The organism is Nocardia sp. NPDC049935 (genome assembly GCF_055586645.1).
In genome coordinates, this window is record NZ_JBVJHV010000005.1 from 173469 (window position 1) to 198650 (window position 25182).

The 25182-nt window shown below is 69.7% G+C and carries 23 protein-coding genes, 1 pseudogene and 1 riboswitch; of the genes and pseudogenes, 11 read left to right on the forward strand and 13 right to left on the reverse strand.

Annotated features, from left to right (window positions below):
• Positions 1 to 8: 8 nt before the first annotated feature.
• The 3 genes from ACZ6SF_RS20675 to ACZ6SF_RS20685 are packed head-to-tail and all read right to left on the reverse strand — an operon-like array spanning position 9 to position 1758.
• Positions 9 to 494: a barstar family protein gene (locus ACZ6SF_RS20675; RefSeq protein ID WP_466063792.1), complete on the reverse strand. Its 486-nt coding sequence runs from the start codon at positions 492 to 494 to the stop codon at positions 9 to 11.
• Positions 494 to 964 (reverse strand): guanyl-specific ribonuclease, encoded by a 471-nt coding sequence (locus ACZ6SF_RS20680; RefSeq protein ID WP_466063793.1) that lies wholly within the window; start codon positions 962 to 964, stop codon positions 494 to 496. Before ACZ6SF_RS20680 ends, ACZ6SF_RS20675 begins: the two co-directional genes overlap by 1 nt.
• A gap of 11 nt (positions 965 to 975) precedes the next feature.
• Positions 976 to 1758 (reverse strand): exodeoxyribonuclease III, encoded by a 783-nt coding sequence (locus tag ACZ6SF_RS20685; RefSeq protein WP_466063794.1) that lies wholly within the window; start codon positions 1756 to 1758, stop codon positions 976 to 978.
• Positions 1759 to 1815: 57 nt separating this feature from the next.
• On the opposite strand from ACZ6SF_RS20685, the gene ACZ6SF_RS20690 reads away from it, so the two are divergent.
• A complete protein-coding gene (locus ACZ6SF_RS20690; protein ID WP_466063795.1) occupies positions 1816 to 2664 on the forward strand; it encodes an alpha/beta fold hydrolase in 849 nt (282 codons plus the stop codon).
• Positions 2665 to 2938: 274 nt separating this feature from the next.
• Here the strand turns inward: ACZ6SF_RS20690 and ACZ6SF_RS20695 are convergent, their stop codons facing one another.
• The gene (locus ACZ6SF_RS20695; protein WP_466063796.1) at positions 2939 to 4186 is read right to left on the reverse strand and encodes an acyl-CoA dehydrogenase family protein; all 1248 of its coding nucleotides are present in this window, start codon (positions 4184 to 4186) and stop codon (positions 2939 to 2941) included.
• Positions 4187 to 4404: 218 nt separating this feature from the next.
• Positions 4405 to 5622: an NADP-dependent isocitrate dehydrogenase gene (locus ACZ6SF_RS20700; protein ID WP_466063797.1), complete on the reverse strand. Its 1218-nt coding sequence runs from the start codon at positions 5620 to 5622 to the stop codon at positions 4405 to 4407.
• 274 nt (positions 5623 to 5896) lie between these two features.
• Positions 5897 to 6007: riboswitch (SAM riboswitch) on the forward strand.
• 287 nt (positions 6008 to 6294) lie between these two features.
• Here ACZ6SF_RS20700 and metX point away from each other — a divergent pair.
• Complete coding sequence (metX, locus tag ACZ6SF_RS20705; protein ID WP_466063798.1) at positions 6295 to 7440, forward strand: homoserine O-acetyltransferase MetX; 1146 nt, start codon at positions 6295 to 6297, stop codon at positions 7438 to 7440.
• Between the two features lie 7 nt (positions 7441 to 7447).
• Here metX and ACZ6SF_RS20710 read toward each other — a convergent pair whose 3' ends face one another.
• From ACZ6SF_RS20710 to ACZ6SF_RS20720, 3 genes are all read right to left on the reverse strand, one after another.
• On the reverse strand, positions 7448 to 7693 hold the full coding sequence (locus tag ACZ6SF_RS20710) for a DUF3017 domain-containing protein (RefSeq protein ID WP_466064079.1): 246 nt from the start codon (positions 7691 to 7693) through the stop codon (positions 7448 to 7450).
• 108 nt (positions 7694 to 7801) lie between these two features.
• Positions 7802 to 8866: a DUF6745 domain-containing protein gene (locus ACZ6SF_RS20715; protein ID WP_466063799.1), complete on the reverse strand. Its 1065-nt coding sequence runs from the start codon at positions 8864 to 8866 to the stop codon at positions 7802 to 7804.
• Positions 8867 to 8909: 43 nt separating this feature from the next.
• Positions 8910 to 9233: a hypothetical protein gene (locus ACZ6SF_RS20720; RefSeq protein WP_466063800.1), complete on the reverse strand. Its 324-nt coding sequence runs from the start codon at positions 9231 to 9233 to the stop codon at positions 8910 to 8912.
• Positions 9234 to 9421: 188 nt separating this feature from the next.
• On the opposite strand from ACZ6SF_RS20720, the gene ACZ6SF_RS20725 reads away from it, so the two are divergent.
• From ACZ6SF_RS20725 to ACZ6SF_RS20755, 7 genes are read left to right on the forward strand one after another with little or no spacing between them, the layout of a single operon-like run.
• The gene (locus ACZ6SF_RS20725) at positions 9422 to 10393 is read left to right on the forward strand and encodes an STM4015 family protein (protein WP_466063801.1); all 972 of its coding nucleotides are present in this window, start codon (positions 9422 to 9424) and stop codon (positions 10391 to 10393) included.
• A gap of 19 nt (positions 10394 to 10412) precedes the next feature.
• Positions 10413 to 11399 (forward strand): STM4015 family protein, encoded by a 987-nt coding sequence (locus ACZ6SF_RS20730; RefSeq protein ID WP_466063802.1) that lies wholly within the window; start codon positions 10413 to 10415, stop codon positions 11397 to 11399.
• Positions 11396 to 12535 (forward strand): STM4014 family protein, encoded by a 1140-nt coding sequence (locus tag ACZ6SF_RS20735; protein WP_466063803.1) that lies wholly within the window; start codon positions 11396 to 11398, stop codon positions 12533 to 12535. The genes ACZ6SF_RS20730 and ACZ6SF_RS20735 overlap by 4 nt, the downstream gene beginning before the upstream one ends.
• A 1-nt stretch (position 12536) precedes the next feature.
• Positions 12537 to 13379 carry an STM4013/SEN3800 family hydrolase gene (locus ACZ6SF_RS20740; protein ID WP_466063804.1) on the forward strand — a complete coding sequence of 281 codons (843 nt, stop codon included), beginning with the start codon at positions 12537 to 12539 and terminating at the stop codon, positions 13377 to 13379.
• Positions 13376 to 14716 (forward strand): STM4012 family radical SAM protein, encoded by a 1341-nt coding sequence (locus tag ACZ6SF_RS20745; RefSeq protein ID WP_466063805.1) that lies wholly within the window; start codon positions 13376 to 13378, stop codon positions 14714 to 14716. The genes ACZ6SF_RS20740 and ACZ6SF_RS20745 overlap by 4 nt, the downstream gene beginning before the upstream one ends.
• Positions 14713 to 15648, forward strand: a complete 936-nt coding sequence (locus ACZ6SF_RS20750) for an STM4011 family radical SAM protein (RefSeq protein WP_466063806.1) — start codon at positions 14713 to 14715, stop codon at positions 15646 to 15648. Before ACZ6SF_RS20745 ends, ACZ6SF_RS20750 begins: the two co-directional genes overlap by 4 nt.
• Positions 15649 to 15662: 14 nt before the next feature.
• Positions 15663 to 16127: a tRNA (cytidine(34)-2'-O)-methyltransferase gene (locus ACZ6SF_RS20755; protein WP_466063807.1), complete on the forward strand. Its 465-nt coding sequence runs from the start codon at positions 15663 to 15665 to the stop codon at positions 16125 to 16127.
• A gap of 40 nt (positions 16128 to 16167) precedes the next feature.
• On the opposite strand, the gene ACZ6SF_RS20760 is transcribed toward ACZ6SF_RS20755, so the two are convergent.
• Together ACZ6SF_RS20760 and ACZ6SF_RS20765 are read right to left on the reverse strand one after the other, a co-directional pair.
• Positions 16168 to 17163, reverse strand: a complete 996-nt coding sequence (locus ACZ6SF_RS20760) for a DUF4349 domain-containing protein (protein WP_466063808.1) — start codon at positions 17161 to 17163, stop codon at positions 16168 to 16170.
• 80 nt (positions 17164 to 17243) lie between these two features.
• On the reverse strand, positions 17244 to 17807 hold the full coding sequence (locus ACZ6SF_RS20765) for a helix-turn-helix domain-containing protein (protein ID WP_466063809.1): 564 nt from the start codon (positions 17805 to 17807) through the stop codon (positions 17244 to 17246).
• A gap of 53 nt (positions 17808 to 17860) precedes the next feature.
• On the opposite strand from ACZ6SF_RS20765, the gene ACZ6SF_RS20770 reads away from it, so the two are divergent.
• On the forward strand, positions 17861 to 18844 hold the full coding sequence (locus ACZ6SF_RS20770; protein WP_466063810.1) for an alpha/beta hydrolase family protein: 984 nt from the start codon (positions 17861 to 17863) through the stop codon (positions 18842 to 18844).
• Between the two features lie 15 nt (positions 18845 to 18859).
• Here ACZ6SF_RS20770 and ACZ6SF_RS20775 read toward each other — a convergent pair whose 3' ends face one another.
• Both ACZ6SF_RS20775 and ACZ6SF_RS20780 read right to left on the reverse strand, forming a co-directional pair.
• A complete protein-coding gene (locus tag ACZ6SF_RS20775) occupies positions 18860 to 22198 on the reverse strand; it encodes an error-prone DNA polymerase (RefSeq protein WP_466063811.1) in 3339 nt (1112 codons plus the stop codon).
• A 10-nt stretch (positions 22199 to 22208) separates the two neighbouring features.
• Positions 22209 to 22661 carry a hypothetical protein gene (locus ACZ6SF_RS20780; protein ID WP_466063812.1) on the reverse strand — a complete coding sequence of 151 codons (453 nt, stop codon included), beginning with the start codon at positions 22659 to 22661 and terminating at the stop codon, positions 22209 to 22211.
• A 157-nt stretch (positions 22662 to 22818) separates the two neighbouring features.
• On the opposite strand from ACZ6SF_RS20780, the pseudogene ACZ6SF_RS20785 reads away from it, so the two are divergent.
• Positions 22819 to 23814 (forward strand): annotated as a pseudogene (locus tag ACZ6SF_RS20785) (SDR family NAD(P)-dependent oxidoreductase); the annotation flags it as partial.
• A 51-nt stretch (positions 23815 to 23865) separates the two neighbouring features.
• On the opposite strand, the gene ACZ6SF_RS20790 reads toward ACZ6SF_RS20785, so the two are convergent.
• On the reverse strand, positions 23866 to 25122 hold the full coding sequence (locus tag ACZ6SF_RS20790) for a serine hydrolase (protein ID WP_466063813.1): 1257 nt from the start codon (positions 25120 to 25122) through the stop codon (positions 23866 to 23868).
• Between the last annotated feature and the right edge of the window lie 60 nt (positions 25123 to 25182).

The following is a 25182-nucleotide window of genomic DNA, read 5'->3' on the forward strand; positions in this document are numbered from 1 at the left end:
CGAGGCGGTCAGATCCGCAGCGGCACCCCGGTCAGATCCGCGGGCCCACCCTGCAGGATCACCCGGAACACCACCTCGCGCGACGGCCAGAAATCCGCGCACTCCTCCACCACGGAGGCGAACCACTCCCGTTCCTCCGGCGCGTCCGCGAGCAGTTCGCCGGCGTCACGCACAGCGAGCACGTAACCGCCCGCCTCGCCCAGCGATTCATCCAGACTCAGCATGCATTCGTCGAACGAATCCTTGTTCGGCCGGAAGTAGTAGGGGAACTGCAAAGCCGCCGCGCACTCGTCGAACAGCGCCGCCACCGTGCGCATCCGGCTCCCGCGCAGTTCACGCACCCGGAAATCCGCCGGCGCCCGATAGCGCAGACCGCTGAACTCGGCGGCATCCACCGCCGCCGTGCCCAGGGCGGTATAGGGCGCGCCGGACGCGCGCGGACCGCCGTCGTAGGAGAAACTCAGGAAATCCGCCAGCGCGACGGGTTCGGGCATCAGCGCATCCTCGTGAAGGTGTCGTAGTGGTCGCCGGTGTACCAGGCGGAACCGTCGCTGCCGGTGATGATGCGTTCGGCGTCGCGGGACTGCCCCGGTTTCTTCGGGTTCACATCCCACTCCCGATAGGAGACCCGCGCACCCGCGTCGTCGGTGGCGGGCAGCCGGCCCTCCCGGTTCCGGAACGTCTCCCCGCCCTTGGTGCCCGGCGCGTTCGCCGAATCGGGCCAGCGCCCGGCATCGATCTCCACCAGGGTCGCGTACGCCCGGTCGGGGACCCCGGCCACCTGCGACGCGACCGGTGAATCCGACCCCACCCCCGCCGGCGCGGAGACGGTGGCCGTCGCCGACACCGCCGCGACCGGGGCGCCCGCCCCGTCGTCCCCCGCCTGGGTGCTCAGCAGGGCGACGACGATCGCCACCACCGCGGCGCCCACCGCCGACAGGATCTTCCAGAATTTCGCACGCACGAGCTACCCCTTCATCGATACTGCACCGTCACCGGAGCATGGTCCGACCAGCGTTCCGCATAGGTCGCGGCCCGTTCGACCACCGCCTGTTTGGCCCGCCCGGCGGCCTCCGGAGTCGCCAGCTGGTAATCGATGCGCCAGCCGGTGTCGTTGTCGAACGCGCGCCCACGATACGACCACCAGCTGAACGGACCATCCCCCTCCGGGTGAAGTTCACGCACCACATCGACGTACCCGGCGGCCAGCCGCCGATCCAGCCAGGCCCGCTCGGCGGGCAGGAAACCGGACTTCTTCAGATTGCCCTTCCAGTTCTTCAGATCACGTTCGGTATGGGCGATGTTCCAGTCGCCCGCGATCACGAAAGCACCGGTGCGGGTGGACATCCGGGCCGCGAGCTCATCGAGGAAGCGGTACTTCTCGTCCTGTTTCGGCGTCTCCGCCTCACCGGTGTGCACGTAGACACTCGCTACGGTCACCTCGTCGAACTCGACCTCGATATAGCGGCCGGTGGTCACGAACTCGCTGTCCGGCTCCACGCCGACGCGCACCGACTTCATCGGGCGCCGTGACAGCACCCCGACCCCCGCGCGTCCCTTGGACCCCGGTTCGGCATGCGCGAGATACCACCCCTGATCCAGGGCCGGGGCGAGCGCGGCGGCCACCTGCGCATCGTCGGCGCGGGTTTCCTGCAGGCAGACGATATCGGCCTCGGTCCGCGACAACCAGGCCAGCAGCCCCTTGCCGGCGGCGGCCCGGACGCCGTTGACGTTGACGGTGGAGAGGATGTAAGGCACCGACCGACCGTACAATGACAGGTCACCGCTACTTGCCAGGAAGGGGTGACGACACCGATGTCAGGCACCTCCGCACCCACCCCACCCGGGCCGGTCCCGGCCCTGCACCTCGGATCGGGCGCCCCCCTCCTGCTGTTGCACGGCGTACTGCTCTCCCCGCACTGCTGGGAACGCACCGCGAACCTGCTGGCCGCGCGCTGCGAGGTCTTCGCCCCCGCCCTCGCCGGGCACTGGGGCGGGCCGGAACTCGCCGACCGCCGCTACACCGCCCGCACCCTCGCCGACCGGGTCGAGGCCCAGCTCGACGAACTCGGCTGGCGCACCTGCCATATCGCCGGGAACTCCCTCGGCGGCTGGGTGGGATTCGAACTGGCCCGACGCGGCCGGGCCCGCACCCTCACCGCCATCGCCCCCGCCGGCGGCTGGAAAACCCCGTCCGCGGCCCAGTTCGCCGCCGCCGGCAAGTTCCTGGTTCTGAACCAGATCATCGAAATCGGCAGGCACCTCGGCGATTTCCCGGTCGAGAGCCGGGTCGTCCGCAGCGCCGTCGCCCACTCACTGGTCAAGGACGCCGGCGCGGTTCCACGCGAGGACATCGTGGCGCAGATCCGCGCCGGTCTGCACTGCCCGGCGCTGCTCCCGCTCATCGCCGCGACCCTGCGCGGCCCGTCCCTCTCGGATATGTCCGATCTGACGACCCCGGTACGGCTGATCCTCGCCGAATCCGACCGGGTTCTGCCGCCGCGGGTCTACGCACGCCGTTTCCTGCGCGAACTACCGGGATCGGCGGACCGGATCATGATGCGCCGGGCCGGTCACGTCCCGATGCTGGAAACCCCGGAGCGCATCGCGAACCTCATCGCCGAACACATCTACGCCAGCCGCGACCATTTGCGGGCTGTGTGATTGGAGCGGCTCCGCCGCTCGAGGGCGGGGCCCTGGCATCCCGGTTCTTCACTCCCGGCGGTCGGTCGCTGCGCTCCCTCCCTCTGGTCGCTCCAGAACCGGGCGGGCCCCGCCCCGGCGGAGGCGACCGGTTGGATGGAGGAGGGTGATCGGCGGTCGGGTGTTGCGGGGGGGCCGGGGATAGGTGAGGGAGGTTCGGCTGGGGCGGTTCTTGGGGTGTGGGGGGATCCGGTCGCCGAAGGTGTGTGATCGGCACCTTCGGCGACCGGTCGGCTCAGGTTCCCAGGAGGCCCTTCGCGACGTGGGTTACCTGGATCTCGTTGCTGCCCGCGTAGATCATGAGTGATTTCGCGTCGCGGGCCAGCTGTTCTACGCGGTACTCCGACATATAACCGTTGCCGCCGAACAACTGCACCGCCTCCATCGCCACTTCGGTCGCGACCTCCGAGGAGTACAGCTTCACCGCCGAGGCCTCCGAGAGGCTCAGCGGCTTTCCGGCCTTCCCGCGCTCGATGATGTTGAAGACCATGTTCTGCACATTGATCCGGGCGACCTCCATCTTCGCCAGCTTGAGCTGGATCAGCTGGAAGCGGCCGATCTCCTGACCCCACAGTGTGCGGTTGCGGGCGTAATCGGTGCACAGGCGCAGGCATTCGTTGATCACGCCGAGCGCCATGAAACCGATGCCGACGCGTTCGGCCACGAAACTCGATTTGGCGCTTTCCCGCCCGTCGCCGCCCCGGTGTTCTTCGGTCTCACCGAGCAGGCGGTCGCGGCCGAGCCGGATGTTGTCGAAGAACAACTCACCGGTCGGAGAGGCGTGCAGGCCCATCTTCTTGAACGGTTTGCCCTGGGTGAGGCCCTCCATACCCTGGTCGAGCACGAAGGTGAGCACCTTGCGATCGCGGGCGGGGGTCCCGTCGCCTTCGTCCAATTTCGCGTACACCACGAGGGTGTCGGCGAAGGGGCCGTTGGTGATGAAGGTCTTCTGGCCGTTGAGGATGTAGTCCGCACCGTCGCGTCGCACGGTGGTCTTCATCCCGCCGAACGCGTCCGACCCCGAATCGGGTTCGGTGATTGCCCAGCAGGCGACCTTGCGCAGGCTCACGATATCGGGGACCCAGCGCTGCTGCTGGGCGAGTGTGCCCCGGGACAGGATGGTGGCGCCGCCGAGCCCGGTGCTCACCCCGAGCGAACTGCACAGGCCCATACACACACCCGAGAGCTCACTGGTCAGCACCGCCATCATGGTCTGCTGATCGAACCCGCTGTCCGACGGCTCCCGGTGCTGCGCGGCGGGCTTCTCCACACCGTCGGCGGCGGCCTGTTTGGCCGCCAGTTGCTTGTTCAGGGCCTCCTCGGCCATGGCGCCGATACCGAAATCCGCGTACAGCTTGCGCAGGATCGGATAGGGCAGCATCTCGCCGCTGTCCAGGGCGTCCAGGTTCGGGCGCACTTCCTTGTCGATGAACGTCCGCACCGCGTCGCGGACCATCAGGTCGGTATCGGACCATTCGAACATCGTCGTCCTCCGGTATCACCAGCAGCATTACGGTGTAAACCACCGGGCGGACGCTCCACTGCGCCCGCCTTGTTGACAGCCTGCCAGTTTTCCGGCGGCCGCGCTGCCTTTCGGTCCCGGCACCGCCCCGGAACGCGAGAACGCCATGCATGACAACAGCCCGTTGTGCCATGCATGGCGTTCGTACGGATATCACCGCCCGGCGTACCGGGCGAGGATCAGCGCAGTGCGCGCGCCAGGTTGGCGTCCAGTGCGGCGAGGAACTCCTCGGTGCTCAGGTAGCCCTGGTCGCCACCGACCAGCAGTGCGAGATCCTTGGTCATCTGCCCGCCCTCGACGGTCTTGATGACCACGTCCTCGAGGGTCTGCGCGAAGCCGATCACCTCGGGGGTGTTGTCCAGCTTGCCGCGGTGTTCGAGGCCGCGGGTCCAGGCGAAGATCGACGCGATCGGGTTGGTCGAGGTCGGCTTGCCCTGCTGGTGCTGACGGTAGTGCCGGGTGACGGTGCCGTGCGCGGCCTCGGCCTCACAGGTCTGGCCGTCCGGGGTCAGCAGCACCGAGGTCATCAGACCCAGCGAACCGAAGCCCTGGGCGACGGTATCGGACTGCACATCGCCGTCGTAGTTCTTGCACGCCCAGACGTAGCCGCCCTCCCACTTCATGGAGGAGGCGACCATATCGTCGATCAGCCGGTGCTCGTAGGTGAGGCCGGCCGCCTCGAACTGGCTCTTGAACTCGGCCTCGAACACTTCCTCGAAGGTGTCCTTGAACATGCCGTCGTAGGCCTTGAGGATGGTGTTCTTCGTCGACATGTAGACGGGGTAGTTCTGCTGCAGGCCGTAGTTGAACGAGGCCCGCGCGAAATCCTCGATGGACTTCTTGAAGTTGTACATACCCATCACGACGCCGCCGTCTTCCGGCATCTGCACGACCTCGTGCACGATCGGCTCGCTGCCGTCCTCGGGGGTGAAGGTGAGGGTGACGGTGCCGGCCTGGAAGACCTTGAAATCGGTGGCGCGGTACTGGTCGCCGAAGGCGTGACGGCCGATGATGATCGGCTTGGTCCAGCCCGGAACCAGACGCGGGACGTTGGAGATGATGATCGGGGCGCGGAAGATGGTGCCGCCGAGGATATTGCGGATGGTGCCGTTGGGTGAACGCCACATCTTCTTGAGACCGAACTCTTCGACGCGGGCCTCGTCAGGAGTGATCGTCGCGCATTTGACGCCGACACCGTGCTGTTTGATGGCGTTGGCCGCGTCGACCGTGACCTGGTCGTCGGTCTTGTCGCGGTACTCGATGCCGAGGTCGTAGTACTCGAGGTTCAGGTCGAGGTACGGGTGGATCAGCTTGTCCTTGATGAACTGCCAGATGATCCGGGTCATCTCGTCGCCGTCGAGTTCGACGACGGTGCCTTCAACCTTGATCTTGGACATGGATCTTCGTGTCCTCCTAAGACTGGTGCCCTCATTGGACGGCCAGGCGAACACGCTTGTGAGCGGACCCCAGCTGTTCAACAGACAACGTATACATCCCGCGTTGTCCACGAGACGTCTGGTGTAACCAAGACGAGCGTACTGCTTGTGGTGTCCTCACGGTGCAGCCAGCCCCGGTCGTGAGATGTCACAGAGTGAGTCGTGCCACAAGATTACCCGGTGGCCCCCGATGCCGATTTCGATCCCCTCGAGGGTCCCGCTACCATGTTGATCAGGTCATGAGCGCCAGCGCCAAGCCCCGGCTCGCTGGCCGGCAACCCTCCTGCTGCGGTGGGGTGCTCCGGGTGATGACCGGGCTTCCGAAAGCCGGGAGCAAGCGCACACGAGGAGGCTGCCGTTATGTCCCGGTGCCGGTCACGTCGATCGTGACACTCCGGCGTTTCGGCGAGCAACCCCCTATTTTCTGGAGCACGATATGACTGTATTTTTGGCGTCGCCTCCGGCGCCGCGGGGTCGGGGCCCTATTGACCCGGTTCTTCACTCCCGGCGGTCGGTCGCTGCGCTCCCTCCCTCTGGTCGCTCCGGAACCGGGCGGGTCCCGACCGGCGTCCGAGCCATTGATACCTGTCAGGTATCGCGTTGTAGGCCGGTTCTGCGCACGGAAGCCGTCGCGTGACGGTGGGCACCGAACGGACCACGGCCCGTCCCGTGGCACAGCTGCCACCACCCGACGGCACGCCGGGTCTCGTCTCGATCGGTGATCTGACGCTGGAGAACGGGGCCCATCTGCCCGATATCCGGCTGACGGTCCAGCGCTGGGGCGAATTGTCCCCGGCCGGGGACAATGTTGTGCTGATCGAGCACGCTCTGACCGGCGACTCCCACGTGGTGGGCGAACCGGATGCCGATCATCCCTCGCCCGGATGGTGGAACGGGATGGTCGGGCCGGGTGCGCCGATCGATACCGACGAATGGTGCGTCGTGGCGACCAACGTGCTCGGCGGCTGCCAGGGCAGTACCGGTCCCGCCTCCGCCGCGCCGGACGGCGCGCCCTGGGGTTCGCGGTTCCCGGAGATCTCCATCCGCGACCAGGTCGCCGCCGAGTTCCGGCTCTTCGATCTGCTCGGCATCGAACGCCTGGCCGCCGCGGTCGGCGGTTCGATGGGCGGTATGCGCGTCCTCGAGTGGATGCTCGGCGCACCGGACCGGCTGGCCGCGGCGCTGGTGCTGGCGGTCGGGGCGCGGGCCACCGCCGACCAGATCGGCACCCAGACCACCCAGATCGCCGCGATCACCGGTGACCCCGACTGGCAGGGCGGGGACTATCACGGCACCGGTCGCGCGCCGATGACGGGAATGGGTATCGCGCGGCGGATCGCGCATCTGACCTACCGCACCGAGGTCGAACTGGACAGCCGGTTCGGCAACAGCCCCCAGCAGGGCGAGGACCCCTGGGACGGCGGCCGCTACGCGGTCCAGAGCTATCTCGAATACCAGGCCGAGAAACTGGGCAAGCGCTTCGATCCCGCCACCTACGTGCTGCTCAGCGAGGCGATGAACCGCCACGATATCGGCCGCGGGCGCGGCGGTATCGAGGCGGCCATGGCCACCGCCGAGGTGCCGTGCATCGTCGGCGGTATCGACTCCGACCGGCTCTACCCGCTGCACACCCAGCGGGAGCTGGCCGAGGGCCTGGCCGGATGCCGCCATTTCGAGGTCATCGCCTCCCGCGACGGCCACGACGGTTTCCTCACCGAGGCGGCGGCCATCGGCAAACTGCTGGTCCAGACGATGAACCTGGCGCGCACTTCCCGCTGACCGCGGGCTATCCCACCCCGAGGGTGTTGATGGTGGCGGCCAGGAACACGATGGAGCTGCCGAGCAGCGTCAGCGCGCCCACGTCGAACGGACGGCTGCGCACGGCGAGCAGGCCGACCCGGGCAGTCGGCAGGCACAGGCGGAACGCCGCGGCGATCAGCGTCGCCCCGCCGAAGAAGAAGGCCCCGCGACGCCAGCGATCCTGAGCGACGAAGACCACGGCGACCAGGATCACGAGTACCACCACGGCCATCGGCAGATGACAGCGCAGGAAACCCCGCCAGCGGTTGCCGGTGCCGGGAGCGTCGTCGGTCAGGATCTCGGCGTCGGTCACGGATGCGATTGTTCCAGACGCGACGGGTCAGGTCTGCGCGACCGGGGCGTACTCCGCGGCGCCGAGGCCGAATGTCCAGGCGACGCCCTCCCGGGCGGTGCGGGTGGCGGGCGGGACCCGCAGCCAGTAGGTGCGGCTGGTGCCGTCCGGCTCGGGGGTGGAATTGACCACCTCCACCATCACCACGTCCTCGTCGCCGGTCAGCGCGATCCGCCACAGGATCCCGGTCTCGTCGCGCTGCAGCGGCTCGGCGCCGGATTCCGTGAGGTAACGCTCGTAGCCGTAGTGCTCGAGCATGACGCGCCGCAGTTCCGCGTTCTCCTCGGTGCGGATGCGGTCGGCGGTGAGTGTGGCCAGTTCGGCGAGGAACTCACCGGGCACCGGCATCCCGCGCCAGGCGTAGAGGGCGAACCCGTCGGCGTACCCGACGGCGGGGCCGTCGGCGCGATCCAGCCGGCCGGCCTCGTCGCGGTGCAGGGCGGTGGGGCGTTCACTGAGCACCGCGAGGTTCTCGTAGGGCCACCACCAGCCCGCTTCCCGCGCCACGGCTGCCAGACCCGCCAATGCCGACCCCGCACCGGCATCGAAGGCGGACAGCCACGCGGCGTCGTGCTGACCCAGCACCGCGTCCAGCAGCAGCAGACGAATACGCGGTTCCCGCGCGGAGGCGGTCGGCTCCGAGTCCCGCGGGCTCCGCTGTTCCGGGCCGCTCGCGGACTCCGGGAGCAGGCCCGCGACCACCGCGTCACGGATTCGCGTCACCACCGGATCGGTCAGTTCCCACAGACCGGCTCCCTCGGCCTGCCAGTGCCGGGCGAACCCGCGCGGGCCCAGTTCGGTGTGCAGCCGTTCCCGGGCGGCCGCCCAGGGCGCGGTGCGAACCGCTTCCCGCACCGACCTCCCCGCCTCGTCTGCGAGCGGCTTCGCGTCGAGCAGCCGCACCGCCTCGAGCGGCGATCGCACCCAGATGATCCGTTCCGGCGCGCGCAGGCCGGCCCGCTCGTAGGCGAGCCGCACCCCGGCCTCGGCGGTCGGCCGGTCGCCGGGGCCGGTCGCCACCGAGATCTCGCGCCACCCGGTCGTTTCCGTCATCGATCCTTTTTCCTTCTCTCGCACGGGCAATCGTGGTGCGTGGTCAGTCGGCGACGATCCGGACCGAGCCCGGGATGTATTCGCGCTGGCGCACCACGTGGTACCAGCCTTTGGGCAGGCCGATCGCCGCGTGCTCCTCGTGGACCAGCCGGCCGCCCTCGGGCAGATGCAGGACCAGGGAGTTCGGTGCGTGCGGATCCTGGAACAGCGTGCCGGGCGAGGCGAGCGCGTGGGCGTGCCCGGTCACCTCGCCGAGGGCGAGCACCAGCCGCCCCCGGCCGTCGCGCCGCGCCCGCGTCCACTGTTTCGCGGCCGCGACGGCGCTTTCCTCGACCGGGACGATCAGAACGTCTCCCTGGCGATACATGCGGCTTCCTCCCGTTCCCGGCGCGTTCGCGCGGTTGCTGACGGGACCATAACGGCGCCCACCGACAGAGTCCCGGAGCGGGCCCGGACCCCGGTCCGGCGGAATCCGACCTGCGCCAACAGCGCTCGGCCACCACTGGTCACCGAGCACTGGTAGAACCTTCTCGAACAGCGGCGAGGAAGGGTCTCATGGCGATCGGAAAACATCTGGAGGAGTTCGCGGGGCTGCCCGTGTTCGACTTCCTCCGGCAGGAGCCGCCCGACCCGGCCGCACTACCGGACCCGGAGTCGGTGGCGTGGCGGATCCGGGCCGGTTCCTGGACCAGCGAACTCACCTGGTCCGATGCCTTCGCCGCCTTTCTCGACACGGTCGACACCGCCCGGGTGCGCGCACTGATCGTCGGGCACTGGCTCACCGACGCGATCCATCCCGATCACGGCGGCCGGCAGGTGATCGACGCGCTCGCCGCCGCGCGTGTTCGCCTTCCCGCGCTGCGCGCACTGTTCTTCGGCGATATCACCTACGAGGAGAACGAGATTTCCTGGATCCAGCCGGGACCGGCGGGAACACTGCTGGAAACCTTCACGGAACTGCGGGAATTCGGTATCCGCGGGTCGGTCGGGCTCACCTTCCCCGCAGTGCGGCATCCGGCCCTCGAACGTCTCACCCTCGAATCGGGTGGTCTGCCGGGCGAGGTGGTGCGCAATATCGGGGCCAGTGATTTCCCGGCGCTGACCACGCTGGACCTCTGGCTGGGCACGAGCGAATACGGCTGGGACGGCGAGATCTCCGATATCGCCGCGATCTGCGCCGGTGACCGGCTGCCGGTGTTGCGCCACCTCGCGCTGCGCAACAGCGAGATCCAGGACGAGGTGTGTGTGGCGCTCGCGGCGGCGCCGGTGGTGGCCGGCCTGGAAACGCTGGACCTGTCCATGGGGGTACTCGGCGACGACGGCGCCGCCGCGCTGCTCGGCGGCCAGCCGCTGACCCATCTGAAACGCCTGGACCTGCATCACAACTACCTCAGCGAGGCGCTGCTGGAGCGCCTGCGGGAAACGCTGGAACCGGCGGGCGTGGAGCTCGATCTGGACCCCGGCGACGCCCAGGACGATATGGACGGCGACGGCACGGTCTGGCGCTTCGTCGCCTGCGGCGAATGATCCACGGAAAGGCATACCCATGATCAGCGATCATTTGACGGAGTTCGGCGGCCTGCCGGTTTTCGACTTCCCGGAGGAACTGGCGAAACCGGAGAACGCCGCCGTCGAATCCTTCGACCATCCCGAGCCGGACACGGTGGCCTGGCGGGTCGGCCGGATGGGCTGGGATTCCGAGACACAGTGGAAAGACCAGTTCGCCCGGTTCCTCGAGCTGGTGGACACCACCCGGGTGCGGGCCTTCATCGTCGGGCCGTGGGTCGATATCGAGGAGAGCGACGGTTTCGATCCGGTGGATCCCGTGCTGGAGCTGCTGGTGGCCGCGGCCGACCGGTTGCCCGCGCTGCGGTCGATATTCGTCGGCGATATCGTCCAGGAGGAGAACGAGATCTCGTGGATCACCCAGGGCCGGGTCACCGACCTGCTCGACGCCTATCCCGAACTGACCGAACTCGCGGTGCGCGGGTCCGGTGACCTCCGTTTCCCCGCCTCGCGGCACGAGAACCTGCGTACCCTCACGGTGCAGACCGGCGGGCTGGGCGCCGATGTGGTCCGGGGTATCGGCGCCAGTGATCTGCCCGCTCTGACCCGTCTCGAACTGTGGCTCGGCACTCCGAGTTACGACGGCGATACCGAGGTCGCCGATCTCGCGCCACTGCTCGCGGGCGACCGGCTGCCCAGCCTGCGGCATCTGGCCCTGCGCAACGCCGAGATCCAGGACGAGGTCTGCGCCGCGCTGGCCTCCGCGCCGGTGGTGGCCCGGCTCGAAACCCTCGACATCTCCCTGGGTGTGCTCACCGACACCGGGGCGGCTGCCCTGCTGGCCGGACAACCGCTGACGCATCTGACCGGCCTCGATATGCATCACAACTATCTGAGCCCCGAGATGTGCGCGCGGATGCGGGCGGCGCTCGGCCCGGACGTGGCGCTCGACCTGGACAGCTCGGACGCGCAGACCTATACCCGCGACAACGGCGAGGTCATGCGGTACGTCTCGGTCGGCGAATGACATCGGAACCCGGCGACCGGATCTACCGCTGGGTGGTCGTCGGCAACGGGGAGAACCGGCGGGTCCGGTCGTTCGTCGCGGCGGCGGTCGCGGCCGGATCGCCGCCACCGCGGGTGGTGGACTGGCTCACCGTCCTGCGTGACGGCGGATACCGGTTCACCGGAGACGAACTCGTGCGGCTGGATTCGGCCGGCGAGAGCCCGGAGGTGGACCGGCTGCTGCGCGGGGTCACCGATCCGACCCGGGTGGAGGGTACGGCGCGCTGGTACGCCCGTTTCGGCGCGGCCGTGGCCTCGCTGGACGGCGGTCACCGGCTCGACGACCCGGCCGAACTCGCGGTGCTGTTCGACAAACGGCTGTGCCACGCCCGGCTGGCGGCGGCCGGCCTGCCGGTACCGGACTCACCGACGTCGGGCCGTATCACGGTTCTCCGCGGCTGGGAGGAGGTCCGCCGGCGGATGGACGACGCCGGGATGCCGCGGGCCTTCGTGAAGATCGCGCACGGCTCGTCGGCATCCGGGGTGCTCGCCGTGGAACGGCATCCGGCGGGCCGGATCCGGGCCACCACCTCCGTAGAACTCACCGCGTCCGGCGCGCTGCACAATTCGCTGCGGGTGCGCCGGTACCACACCGAATCCGAGGTCGCGGCGATCGTGGACACGCTGGCGCCCGACGGCCTGCATATCGAGCGGTGGATTCCGAAGGCTTCGGTCCAGGGCCGGTCCTGCGATCTGCGGGTGGTGGTGATCGCCGGTCGCGCCACCCATCTCGTCGTGCGCAGCGCCTCGGTACCCATCACCAACCTGCACCTCGGCGGGTTGCGCGGTGATGTGGACGCCGTCCGGGCGGCGGCGGGTGAACACTGGTGGCACGCGCTGGACCTGGCCGAACGGGCCGCCGCCTGTTTCCCGCGCACGCTGTGCGTCTGCGTCGATCTGCTGCCCACCGCGGGCTGGCGGCGCTATGTGGTCGGCGAGGTGAACGCGTTCGGCGATCTACTGCCCCGGATCACCGGATTTCCCGGCACTCCCGCCGCGGGCCTGGACACCTACACGGCCCAGATCGCGGCGGCGCAGCGCTGGTACGGTGCGGTGCGCACCGCATCCGCTCCGGAGGACCAGCATGTACCGGCCTGATATGAACGAGGTGATCGGCCGGGACGACCTGCTGCTGCTCACCCTCGACACCCTGCGCTACGACGTGGCCGCCGCGGAGGCGGCAGCGGGCCGGTTGCCCAATCTGACGGCGCTGCTCCCGGACGGCGTCTGGGAAGAACGCCATGCCCCCGGTAATTTCACCTACGCATCCCACCAGGCCATCTTCGCCGGATTCCTGCCCACGCCGGCGACGCCGGGCCCACATCCGCGGTTGTTCGCGGGCCGGTTCGCCGGGAGCGAGACCACCGCGCCGGGCACTTTCGTCTTCGACGAAGCGGACCTGCCCGCCGCACTCGCCTCCCGCGGCTATCGCACGGTGTGCGTGGGAGGTGTGGGCTTCTTCAACAAACAGGGCGCGCTGGGCAGCACTCTGCCCGGACTGTTCGCGGAAAGCCATTGGGGCCCGGAATTCTCCGTCGCCTCCCCCACCTCGTTCGAGGCGCAGCTCGCGTGCGCACGCGAGGTGATCGCGTCCACCTCGCCCGGACGCCGGCTGTTCCTGTTCGTCAACGTATCGGCGCTCCACCAGCCCAACTGGTTCCATCTGCCCGGCGCGACCCGGGAGGCCGGTGACAGCCGGGAGACGCACGCGGCGGCCCTGCGCTATGTCGACCACCATCTGCCCGGCCTGTTCGGCGCGCTGCGGGCCCGGGGCCGCACCTTCGCCGTCGTCTGTTCCGATCACGGCACCGCCTACGGCGAGGACGGGTACACCGGGCATCGGCTGGGTCACGAATCGGTCTGGACCGTCCCCTACGGCCATTTCTTCCTGGAACCCACACCGGAACCCGGTATCCCGGCGGCGACCGGAGGAGCGGCATGACGCGGGCTCCCGTCCGGATGCCCCGGCCGTATCAGAACTACGTCTACGCGTACCCGCACAAGACCGCCTACCGCCCGCTGACGCCGCGCCCGTCGCTGCGCGAGTTGTGGGCCGCCGAACCCCGCGACCCGCTCTCGCTCTACCTGCATATCCCGTTCTGTGAAATACGCTGCGGTTTCTGCAATCTCTTCACCCGCGTCGGCGCCCCCGGCGATCTCACCACCCGCTACCTCGACGCTCTCACCCGCCAGGCCGAGACGGTCCGCGAATGCCTGGGCGGCGAACCCGCGCCACGGTTCGCCAATGCCGCGTTCGGCGGCGGCACCCCCACCTACCTCGACCCAGCGGAGCTCACCCGGCTCTGCGATATCGCCGAACACATCATGGGCGCCGACCTCGGCGCCATCGGGTTGTCCGTCGAAACCTCACCCACCACCGCCACCGCGGACCGGCTGGCGATCCTGGCCGAACGCGGGGCCACCCGGATCAGCCTGGGCGTACAGAGTTTCGACGACGCGGAGGCCCGGGCCGCGGTCCGCCCGCAGCGCCGGGCCGATGTGGAGGCCGCCCTCGGCCGGATCCGGGACACCGGCGTCGCGAACCTGAACATCGACCTGATCTACGGTATCGCCGGCCAGACCGCGGCGAGCTGGCGGCGGTCACTGGACGCCGCGCTGGCCTGGCGCCCGGAGGAGATCTATCTCTACCCGCTCTACGTGCGTCCGCTCACCGGACTGTCGCGAATGGACCGGGACGCGGCCGACGCGGCCTGGGACGCCGACCGGCTGCGCCGCTACCGCGAAGGCCGGGATCATCTCCGCGCGCACGGTTACGAGCAGCGGTCCATGCGGATGTTCCGGCGCGGTGACGCCCCCGCGGCCGGGCCCGACGACTACTCCTGCCAGACCGACGGCATGATCGGCCTCGGCTGCGGCGCCCGCTCCTACACCCGGGGCCTGCACTATTCGTTCGACTACGCGGTATCCGTGCACGAGGTCCGGTCGATCATCGACAGCTATACCGCCACCACGGATTTCGGGCACGCCGTGAACGGCCGGGCGATCGACGCGGACGAGGCCCGGCGCCGGTATCTGCTGCAGTCGATCCTGCAGGCCGGCGGTATGCGGGTGGCAGGCTATCGCGATCGGTTCGGCACCGATCCGGACGCCGATTTCGCGGGGGAACTGGCCCTGCTGGCCGACCGCGGCTGGCTGGCCGATACCGGTTCGGAGCTGCTGCGGCTCTCCCCCGAGGGACTGGCCTACTCCGACGCCATCGGCCCGGAGTTCTTCTCCCCCACCGTGGCCGCGGCCATGACCGCCTACGAAGTGCGGTGACCCGGGTGCCGCTCACCCTGCTGTACCGGGGGCCGCTCGCCTCCTGCGACTACGACTGCCCCTACTGCCCCTTCGCGAAGCGCCGCGACAGTCGCGAACAGCTGCGGGCCGACCGCGCCGCGCTCGAACGTTTCACCGGCTGGGTGCGCGACCAGCGCGACGAGATCTCGGTGCTGTTCACCCCGTGGGGCGAGGGCCTGGTCCGTTCCTGGTACCGCCGGGCGCTGGTGGAACTCTCGCATCTGCCCCAGGTGCGCCGGGTCGCCATCCAGACCAATCTGAGCTGCCGCACCGGCTGGCTCGCCGAAGCCGATCGCGACACCGTCGCCCTGTGGTGCACCTACCATCCCGGCCAGACCCCCTACCGGCGATTCCTCGACAAGACCCGGGAACTCGCGGCGGCCGGAACCCGGTTCAGTGTCGGGGTCGTGGGGCTCCCCGACCATCTGGAACACGCCAGGCGACTGCGCGCCGATCTCCCCGAGCACGTCTATCTGTGGATCAATGCCGCCGAGGATCACACGTACACCGACCCCGAGGCCGCCGACTGGACCGCGATCGACCCGCTGTTCCCGTTCAGCCGGCACCCGCACCGGTCACTGGGCCGCGACTGCCGGACCGGTTCGTCGGTGCTGTCGATCGACGGCGACGGCACCGCCCACCGCTGCCATTTCGTGCAGGAGCCCCTCGGCAACCTCTACGACGATTCCTACCGCGACGCACTGGGTCCGCGACCGTGCCCGCGCGCGCTGTGCGACTGCCATATCGGCTACGTCCACCTGGAATCGCTACCGCTCTACGACGTCTTCGCGGGCGGAGTCCTGGAACGGATCCCCACCGAGGAGGCCCGCCGCGGTCCGGTGGACCTGCCCACTCCGCTTCCACTCGTATCCGCCGCACGCCCCGCCATCCCGGCCGCCGGCTCTCCGTGACAAGCTGACCTGCTGTGTTCAAGCTGATGTTCCACGAGCCCCGTATTCCGGGCAACACCGGCAACGCCATCCGGCTCGCCGCCGGAACGGGCAGTGAACTGCATCTGATCGAACCGCTGGGGTTCGATATGTCGGAGGCGAAACTGCGGCGGGCGGGGCTGGACTACCACGACCTGGCCTCGGTGACCGTCCATCCGGATCTGGATACCGCCTGGGAGCGGTTACGGCCCGCCCGGGTGTTCGCGTTCACCACCCGGGCCGCCACCGCGCATACCGCCATCGACTACGAGCCCGGTGACGTGCTGTTGTTCGGTGCCGAGCCCTCCGGGCTGCCGGCGGAGGTGCTCGCCGACGAACACCTCACCGACGAGGTCCGCATACCGATGCTGCCGGGCCGGCGCTCGATGAATCTCGCCAACGCCGCCGCGGTCGCGGTGTACGAGGCGTGGCGCCAGCACGGTTTCCCGGGAGCGGTCTGACCCGGACCGCCGCGGCGTGACCGTCCGGACGGCGGCGGTGCTATTCGGCGGCGGGCCCGTCTTCCTTGTCGCGGTCGGTCGCCGTGGCGCCGCCGGACGTGGCCGCGGACGAGGCGGCCGCGGCCACGGGGCGATCTTCCGGCGGAGTCGCCACCGGCCGCGCGGGTTCGCGGCGGCCGAACAAGCGCACCACCACCGCGACGATCCCGCCGACCACGGCGAGGAAACCGACCCACGGCAGCGCCTGCCCCACCCACACCACCGCGTCCTTCAACCAGTCGACCAGCGAGTTCCAGCCGTCCACCACACCGTCCCAGAAGTTGGACGGACCGGTCTCACCGGTTTTCTGGGCTTCGCTGGTGATATCGATGGTCAGCGTGGAGAGGGTGATCTGATCGTCGAGGTATCGCTGCTGGCCGGTGAGGCTGTCGAGTTCGGCCTGCCGGGTGGCCAGCGCTTCCTCGGCGGCGATGAGGTCGGCGGTATTGCCGGCGCGGGCCATCAGATCGCGCAGCCGGCCGACGGAGGCGCGCAGCGCGCCGATCCGGGCCTCGAGGTCCTGCCACCGCAGCGTGACATCGTCGCGGTTGGTGCTGATCTCGGTGACCTCGCCCAGATCGCCGAGACCTTCGATGAAGGGATCGGTCTCATCAGCCGGTATCCGGATCACGAGGTTGGCGTGCGGCTGGGTCCCTTCCGCGCCCGGATTCTCGGTGCGCTGATCGATCCGGCCGTCCACCTCGGCCACCCGGTCGGCGAGGGTCTGCGCGGCGGCGATCGGATCGGCGGCGGTGAGATCCACCGAACCGGTGACGACCTCCTTGCGCTCGGCGCTGTCGCCGGTATCGGGCGTCTGCGTGGGCGCCTGTTCCCGCGCCGGGGCGTTCTGGGTCCGGAATCCCGGGGTCGCGGCAGGGGCCGGTCCCGACCCGTCGACCACCGGCGCCGACCCCGAGGTCGACCCGGAATCGTCACCACAACCGGTCAGCAACGCCGATCCGAACAGAACCAGGAACAACACCCCGAGCTTGCGCATGCTGGCAGCGTAATGGTCGATCCGCTCCCGGGCACCGGATACCGCCACCGCATCGGCTCCGGATCACCCGGCCGGGCCGATCAGCCGGGCCGGGCGCCGTCCTCCGGGTCGTCGTCGGCCCGCCCGGCCGGGAAGAGGATGGGGCTCAGCAGATACTGCGCTCGCTCCGGAGTCGCCGAATTCCGCAGGCGCGGAAGGATCGCCGCGCGCAGATCCGCGATGAGCGCCTCGGCCTCGGCCGGGTCGAGCCAGAGCGTGTGCTGCCGGTATCCGACCAGGTCGGCAGCGGGGTCGGCGGTTTCGCGGTCGAGGTAGGCGTCGAACTCCGCCAGCAGTACGGCCATGGCGGCGGCGAAGATCGCGCGGTGGTCGGCGGCCGCGGCCGCGGCCACCTCCTCCGGATCGACGACCGCGCGCTCGGAGCGCAACCGGTAGCTGCGTTCCACCGCCCCGCGCACCCGCTGTTCTCCGGCGAGTTCGAGAACACCGGCCCCGGCGAGTATCTCGACATGGCGGTAGACGGTGGCCTTCGATACGTCACGGAGCCGGGCGCACAACTGCGCGGTGGTCCGGGTTCGGCCGCCGGACATGGCGTGCACGATACGCAATCGCACCGGATGCGCCAGCAGCTCGAGTGAGTCCATGCCCCAATGATCTCACGTCTGCTACCTTTCTCAATATCGAGAAAGGTAGTCGTATGGAGGACACCCCGCCGGATATCGCGGTCACCGCCGAATGGCGAACCCCGGACTACGCCGATCCCACGGCATTCCACGAGCACGAGGTCACCCTGACCGCCGGCCCGCACACGGTCGCGGGTACCGCCACCGTCCCCCGCACCCCGGGGCCGCACCCGGGTGTCGTGATGCTCGCCGGCGGCGGGCCGTTCGACCGGGACGGCACCGCCGGACCGAACAAGAACCTGAAGGATCTGGCCTGGGGTCTGGCCGGGCACGGAGTCGCGGCAGTGCGCTTCGACAAGGTCACCCACACCCATCCCGAACTCCTCATGGCGGAGGCGGATTTCACGCCGACGAAGGAGTACGTTCCGCACGCGGTGGCGGCGGCGCGGCTCCTGCGCGAGCTCCCCGAGGTGGACCCGGACCGGATCGCCGTGCTCGGGCACAGTATGGGCGGCAGGTTCGCGCCGCGGGTCGCGGCCGCGGTACCCGGGGTGGCGGGCGTGGTGATCCTGGCCGGGGACACCGTGCCGCTGCAGTGGTCGCTGGTACGGGCGATCCGGCACCTCACCGCCATCGATCCGGCGACCGCCGCACTGCTACCGGCGATCGAGATCGCCACCGCACAGGCGGAACTGGTCGACGGACCCGGGCTCACACGCGCTACGCCCGCCGAACGACTTCCGTTCGGGATGCCGGCCACGTACTGGCTGGATCTGCGCGCCTACGATCCGGTGGCCGCGGCGGCCGCGCTGGACAAGCCGATGCTGATCCTGCAGGGCGAGCGGGATTATCAGGTCACCGTCGAAGACGATCTGGCCGGATGGCGGGCCGGGCTGGCCGGGCGCCGCGAGGTCACCTTCCGCACCTATCCCGCCGGCGATCACATGTTCTTCCCGGGCACCGGCCCCTCGGTACCCTCCGACTACACCCGTCCGCACCATGTGGACCCGGAGGTCGTCGGCGATATCGCCGCATGGCTGTCCCGTCTCGGCCGGTGAGCAGAACGTTGTGGATCAACGGAAATCGCGGGACTTCGAGCCGATCCGCATATCGAGGCGGCGCAGCTGCTCGGCGTACACGCTCACCGCGCCCTCCGCGTTCTGCACCCGGCCGCGGATCAGCAGCGCCGAGGCCCCCTGGGCCGTACGCCGGTAGCGTTTCCACAGCCCGGCCGAGCACACCACGTTCACCATGCCGGTCTCGTCCTCGAGGTTCAGGAAGGTCACCCCGCCCGCGGTGGCCGGGCGCTGCCGATGGGTGACCGCCCCGCCGACCAGCACCCGGGTACCGTCGGGCACCGCGAGCAGGCCGGCCGCCGGGATCACCCCGAGCGCGTCGAGTCGCGGGCGCAGGAACTGGGTGGGGTAATTCGCCGGTGAGACCCCGGTGGCCCAGACATCGGCGGCGGCGTGTTCCAGATCGCTCATACCGGGCAGGGCGGGAGCGGCGGTGGAGGCGCCGGTACCGGGCAACCGGCCGGCGCGTTCCCCGGCGGCGGCCCCGGCCGCCCACAGGGCCTCCCGGCGCGAATGCCCCAGGCCCCCGAGGGCACCGGCCGTGGCCAGGGCTTCCGCCTGCGGGACGGTCAGCTCCACCCGGCCGGTGAGGTCGAGGAACGAGGTGTAGGGCCCACCGCGCTCGCGCGCCGCCACGATCTCCGCCGCGAGATCGTCGCCGATACCGCGCACGGCCGCCAGCCCCAGCCGGATCTCGGTCCCCCGCTGTTCCAGCGTGGCCTCGGCCGCACCGGCGTTGATATCCGGGCCGTGCACCACGACCCCGTGCCGGCGCGCGTCGGCGACCAGCGACTGCGGTGAGTAGAAACCCATCGGCTGCGCGCGCAGCAGTCCGGCGCAGAAGGCCGCCGGATAGTGCAGTTTGAACCACGCGGAATAGAACACCAGGGCGGCGAAGCTCTGCGAATGACTTTCCGGGAAACCGAAATTCGCGAACGCCTTCAGCTTCTCGTAGATACGGTCGGCGAGGTCGCCGGAGATTCCGTGCAGATCGCGCATGCCCTGGTACAGCCGGCCGCGCAACCGCTCCATCTTCTCCGGAGAACGTTTGGATCCCATCGCCCGGCGCAGCTGATCGGCCTCGGCGGCGGTGAATCCCGCGACGTCGACGGCCATCTGCATGAGCTGCTCCTGGAACAGCGGCACCCCGAGGGTGCGTTCCAGCGAATTCCGCAGCGCCTCGTGGTCGTAGCGGACCTCCTCGCGGCCGTTGCGCCGCCGGATATAGGGATGCACCGAACCGCCCTGGATCGGGCCGGGCCGGATCAGCGCCACTTCGACCACCAGATCGAAGAACGTGCGCGGTTTCAGCCGCGGCAGGGTCGCCATCTGCGCGCGCGACTCCACCTGGAAAACACCCACCGAATCGGCGCGCGAGAGCATCTCGTAGACGGCGGGCTCGCCGAGGTCCAGGGTGTGCAGTTCGACCCTCGCACCGATGTGCTCGTGGACCAGGTCGATCATGTAGTGCAGGGCCGACAGCATGCCCAGGCCCAGCAGATCGAATTTCACCAGGCCGGCCGCGGCGCAATCGTCCTTGTCCCACTGCAGCACACTGCGTCCGGGCATCCGCGCCCATTCCACCGGGCAGACATCGGCGATGGGGCGGTCACAGATCACCATGCCGCCGGAGTGGATGCCCAGATGCCGGGGCAGCCCTTCGATATCGGCGGCCAGCGCCAGTACCGATTCGGGGATATCGGTCCCGGTTTCCGCGCCGACCCCGGTCCACCGGCTCACCTGTTTACTCCACGCGTCCTGCTGGCCGGGTGCGTAACCGAGGGCGCGGGCCGCGTCGCGCACCGCGGATTTACCGCGATAGGTGATCACATTCGCCACCTGCGCCGCGTTCTCGCGACCGTACCTGCGGTAGACGTACTGGATCGCTTCCTCACGGCGGTCGGATTCGATATCGATATCGATATCGGGCGGCCCGTCGCGTTCGGGCGAGAGGAACCGCTCGAACAGCAGTTTGTTGGCGACCGGATCCACATTGGTGATGCCGATGGCGTAGCAGACCGCGGAGTTGGCGGCCGAACCCCGGCCCTGGCACAGGATGTCGTGTTCGCGGCAGAACCGCACGATATCGTGCACCACCAGGAAATACCCCGGGAAGCCGAGCCGGGCGACGATATCGAGTTCGTGTTCGAGCTGCCGGTAGGCCCGCGGATTCCGCGACGGCGGTCCGTAGCGGTCCGCGGCGCCGCGCAGGGTGAGTTCGCGCAGCCAGGAGTTCTCGTCGTGACCGGGCGGCACATCGAACGGCGGCAGCCGCGGGGCGATCAGCCGGAGATCGAACGCGCACTCCCGCGCCAGCAGCACCGAATTCGGCACGGCGTCCGGGAATTCCGCGTACAACCGGGCCATCTCCGCTCCCGAGCGCAGATGCGCGCCGCCGGTGGGCGCCAGCCAGCCGGCGATATCGTCGAGGCTGCGCCGGGCCCGGATGGCGGCGAGCGCGGCCGCCCGCCGGCCACGGTCCGGAGTCGCGAAATGCGCGGCCGTGGTGGCCACCACGGGAACCCCGGCGCGCTCGGCTATCGCCGCCAGCGCGGTATTGCGCTCGTCGTCGACCGGCAGCCCGTAGCGGGTGAGTTCCACCGCCACCCGGTCGGCGCCGAACCGCTCGCACAATTCCCGCAGTGCCGCTTCGGCCCGCTTCGGTTCCGTACCCGCGCGCAGATCCGCTTCCAGCGCCCGGCGCACCCGGCCCTTACGGCAGCCGGTGAGGATCTGCCAGTGCCCGCCCGCGGCCGCGGTGAGCGCGTCGAGGTCGTAGCGCAGGATTCCCTTCTCGCCGGCCGCCATATGCGCCGCGGCCAGCTGCCGTGACAGGCGCCGGTACCCTTCCTGCCCGCGCGCCAGGACCAGGAGGTGTTCACCGCCCGGATCGGGTTCGCCGGTACGGGGCGCGGAATCGATACCCGCGCCCGGCGCCGGGCCGGAAGCCGAATCGGCTTCCACGAGTGTGAGTTCGGCGCCGTAGACAGCGGCCATCCCGTGTTCGGCCGCGGCCTCGGCGAATCGCACCACACCGTAGTAGCCGTTGTGGTCGGTGAGCGCGATCGCCGACAATCCGAGCCGCGCGGCCTCGGCGACCATATCCTCCGGCTGGGAGGCGCCGTCGAGGAAACTGAACGCCGAATGCGCGTGCAGTTCCGCGTACGGCACGACCGGCCCGTCCGGCCGGAACTCCGGCCCGGCCCGATACTCCTCGCGGCGCTCGGTCCAGGCCGGGGCGTCACCGCCGTCGCCGGGGTGCCGCCCGGGCGCGGGCCGCCCGGACAGCACCCGTTCCAGCTCCGACCAGCTGGGTGGACCCTGGTTCCATCCCATACGCGCCCGCCTAGCAGGCCACCCGTTCGGTGGAATGGGCGTCCAGCAGAATCGCCACATGATCCACTCCGGAGCGGATCACCCGGCCGTAGGCGTCGTCGGCGAGTACGCTCGCGTGCCCGCGGGCCAGGGCCAGTTGCATCCGCGCCGCGTCGAAATCGCCGACGAGCCGGTGGCTGTCGGCCAGGCTCAGATACAGCGAGGGCAGGAATCCGAGTAGCCCCTCGCCGAGCGGGGTGCCGGGCACGAACGCCGAGTCGAGTGCCCGGGTGTCCCAGAGCAACGCGTCCTCGGCGGTGTCCTGCACATCCGCCAGATGGTGGGCCACCACACTCCGGTACAGCGGTTCTCCGTCCGCACCGAGTTGGTCCCACAGCTGGTACAGCGCTTGCCGCGCCGCCTCCCGATTCACCCCACCGAGCCGCACCGCGGCATAGATATCCGCCATCCGATCGTCCGTCATGCGCTCAGTATCGCACATATGTTCGAATCTCGAGCATGCGAATCGAACCTGTTTTCGAACACGTAACCGGCCCTGGCACTGTTTCTTACTTTGGAGTAAGTTCGGCGGCAACACCGGCGTGAAGGGGCTGCTCATGAGCGAATCCGCAACCAAAGACCTCACCGGACGATATGTCCTCATCACCGGCGCCTCCTCCGGCATCGGCCGGTTCGCCGCGATGGCGGTGGCGAAGAAGGGCGCCGTGGTTCTGCTGCTGGCCCGCCGCGAGGACGAGCTCGACACGGTCGTCACCGAGATCCGCGCGGCCGGCGGCCACGCCCACGGCTACCCCTGCGATATCACCGACCCCACCGCGGTCGAGGCCACCCTGGGCAAGATCCTCAGCGAACACGGCCGGGTGGACATGCTGGTGAACAACGCCGGGCGGTCCATCCGCCGCGCCATCCACCGCTCCACCGACCGGCTGCACGACTACGAACGCACCATGGCGGTCAACTACTTCGGGGCGGTACGGCTCACCCTCGCCCTGCTGCCCCAGATGCGCGAACGCAAGTTCGGGCATGTCGTCAATATCAGCAGCGCCGGCGTGCAGGTCGCCACCCCGCGTTACTCCGCCTATCTGGCCAGCAAAGCGGCGCTGGACAAGTTCACCGAGGTCGCGGCGGTGGAAACGATGGCCGACGGCGTCACGTTCACCACCATCCACCTCCCCCTGGTCCGGACTCCCATGATCGCCCCGAGCGGTAACCAGGGTCGCGCCGAATCACCGGAATGGGCGGCGGCGACCATCGTGCGCGCACTCACCGAACGCCCCCGCCGTATCGATGTGCCCGTGGGCACTCTCGGCGAATTCGGCGCCCTGTTCGCCCCGCGCATCCGCGACCTCGTGCTGCACCGTTACTACCGGATGATCCCCGACTCCCCCGCCGCCCGCGGGGAGACGACCCCGCCCGGGGCATCGCCTCTCGAATCGGTGCCCGACAGCCCGGAGCGGGACCCCGAGCCCGGCTCCGGTCCGGGACTGCCGGCCCAGGCCGAGCCCCGCGGGCGGCGCCGCACCTCCCGGTCCACCCGGCCGATGCCGCGTGCCGTTCGTGGCACCGGCACCGCGCTGCGCCGAGCCGCCCGGCTCATCCCCGGCACCTACTGGTGACTCCACGGCCCACGCGCCCCCGGGTTCCGGTTAGCGTGCGGCCGAACGGGTTCAGAGGTCGAAGACCCGATCTCCCGGCGACAGCGGCGGGCACGCCGCGGAGATCCGCCCGACCAGCTCCCAGGGCCGATCGCCGTCCAGGGAGGACTTCCCGTTGGTCAGGATCGCCCCGCTCAGCCCCCGCGCCGGATCGGCCCAGCCGTACTGCGTGGTGAACCCGCTGCGCCCGAAATGCGCGCCGGTATCGCGCCCGAACTTCGAACGGCTCCCGCCCAATTCGTAACCGGCCCGGCTCACCCGGCCCGCGACACCCGGCGCCTTGCGCGCCGGACGCACCGCCTCCCGCAAGGTGTCCGGCCGCATGACGCGCACCCGGTCCAATTCGCCGCCGCGCGCCAGGATCTCGTAGAAGCGGGACAGCTCGGCCGCGGTCGTCACCAGATTCCCCGACGGCAGCTCGGCGGTGAGGAAGGCCCGGTTGGAGTCCCGGTTCACCGCATCCGAGGCGAACCCGCCGCCGAGCGCCTTACCCGCGACGAACGAGGCGAGCCGGGAGGGCGGCGGGCCGGTTTTCACGCTCGGCACCACCGAGTCCACCTCCTCGGGCCGCACACCCAGATTCGTCCACCGGAATCCCAGCGGATCCAGCACCCGCTCGGCGAGATGGTCGCGGATCCGCTTCCCGGTGGCCCGCTGCACCAGCAGCCGCTGGATCAGGCCGCTGGTCAGCGCGTGATAGACGCGGAACCGGCCCGCCGGGTACACGGGCCGCAGATCGGCCAGGCCGCGGACGCAGAGGTCCTCGTCGAAGACCAGTTGGTGGCCGCGGTAGGGCTTGGTCACGAAGGGCACCCCGGCGGTGTGGTCGAGTACCTGGCCGATGGTGATGGCGGCCTTGCCGTTGGCCGCGAATTCGGGGATGTAGGCGCTCACCGGATCGTCGGCGGTGAAGGCACCGTCTTCGATCAGCATCGACATCACCGCGGCGGATACGCCCTTCGCGGTGGAGAATCCGCAGAACGGCGATTCGGTGGTCACCGGGATCCGCTCGGCATCCGGCCCGTCCTGCGGCGCGTTGCCCCAGCCGTGCCCGATCGCCCGGTTCAGTACCACCTTGCCGCCGCGGCGCAGGCATACCTGGATCGCCGGGGTGGCGCCCACCCGGTACCAGGCCCGCACCGATTTCCAGATCGATGCGATATCCGCCGGGTCGACCCCGGCCCCGGCCGGATCGTCCTCCGGGCCGACGTGGGTGATGTCGTCCAGATCGGCGGCGACCGGAACCAGGAGCGCGGTATCTGCCTTCACTCGCCCCAGCGTAGCCACGGGCCGGAGGTTGCGACGCGCGCGAACATATCTCCCCGAATA

Excerpts from the sequence above, each read along its gene's own strand:
- ACZ6SF_RS20720 (WP_466063800.1), bottom strand. The coding sequence starts at position 9,233 with ATGTATCGCCAGGGAGACGTTCTGATCGTCCCGGTCGAGGAAAGCGCC.
- ACZ6SF_RS20775 (WP_466063811.1), bottom strand. The coding sequence starts at position 22,198 with ATGGGATGGAACCAGGGTCCACCCAGCTGGTCGGAGCTGGAACGGGTG.
- ACZ6SF_RS20695 (WP_466063796.1), bottom strand. The coding sequence starts at position 4,186 with ATGTTCGAATGGTCCGATACCGACCTGATGGTCCGCGACGCGGTGCGG.
- ACZ6SF_RS20675 (WP_466063792.1), bottom strand. The coding sequence starts at position 494 with ATGCCCGAACCCGTCGCGCTGGCGGATTTCCTGAGTTTCTCCTACGAC.
- ACZ6SF_RS20725 (WP_466063801.1), top strand. The coding sequence starts at position 9,422 with ATGGCGATCGGAAAACATCTGGAGGAGTTCGCGGGGCTGCCCGTGTTC.
- ACZ6SF_RS20740 (WP_466063804.1), top strand. The coding sequence starts at position 12,537 with ATGAACGAGGTGATCGGCCGGGACGACCTGCTGCTGCTCACCCTCGAC.
- ACZ6SF_RS20745 (WP_466063805.1), top strand. The coding sequence starts at position 13,376 with ATGACGCGGGCTCCCGTCCGGATGCCCCGGCCGTATCAGAACTACGTC.
- ACZ6SF_RS20770 (WP_466063810.1), top strand. The coding sequence starts at position 17,861 with ATGGAGGACACCCCGCCGGATATCGCGGTCACCGCCGAATGGCGAACC.
- ACZ6SF_RS20735 (WP_466063803.1), top strand. The coding sequence starts at position 11,396 with ATGACATCGGAACCCGGCGACCGGATCTACCGCTGGGTGGTCGTCGGC.
- ACZ6SF_RS20700 (WP_466063797.1), bottom strand. The coding sequence starts at position 5,622 with ATGTCCAAGATCAAGGTTGAAGGCACCGTCGTCGAACTCGACGGCGAC.
- ACZ6SF_RS20765 (WP_466063809.1), bottom strand. The coding sequence starts at position 17,807 with ATGGACTCACTCGAGCTGCTGGCGCATCCGGTGCGATTGCGTATCGTG.
- ACZ6SF_RS20760 (WP_466063808.1), bottom strand. The coding sequence starts at position 17,163 with ATGCGCAAGCTCGGGGTGTTGTTCCTGGTTCTGTTCGGATCGGCGTTG.
- ACZ6SF_RS20690 (WP_466063795.1), top strand. The coding sequence starts at position 1,816 with ATGTCAGGCACCTCCGCACCCACCCCACCCGGGCCGGTCCCGGCCCTG.
- ACZ6SF_RS20710 (WP_466064079.1), bottom strand. The coding sequence starts at position 7,693 with ATGGCCGTGGTGGTACTCGTGATCCTGGTCGCCGTGGTCTTCGTCGCT.
- ACZ6SF_RS20730 (WP_466063802.1), top strand. The coding sequence starts at position 10,413 with ATGATCAGCGATCATTTGACGGAGTTCGGCGGCCTGCCGGTTTTCGAC.
- ACZ6SF_RS20780 (WP_466063812.1), bottom strand. The coding sequence starts at position 22,661 with ATGACGGACGATCGGATGGCGGATATCTATGCCGCGGTGCGGCTCGGT.
- ACZ6SF_RS20715 (WP_466063799.1), bottom strand. The coding sequence starts at position 8,866 with ATGACGGAAACGACCGGGTGGCGCGAGATCTCGGTGGCGACCGGCCCC.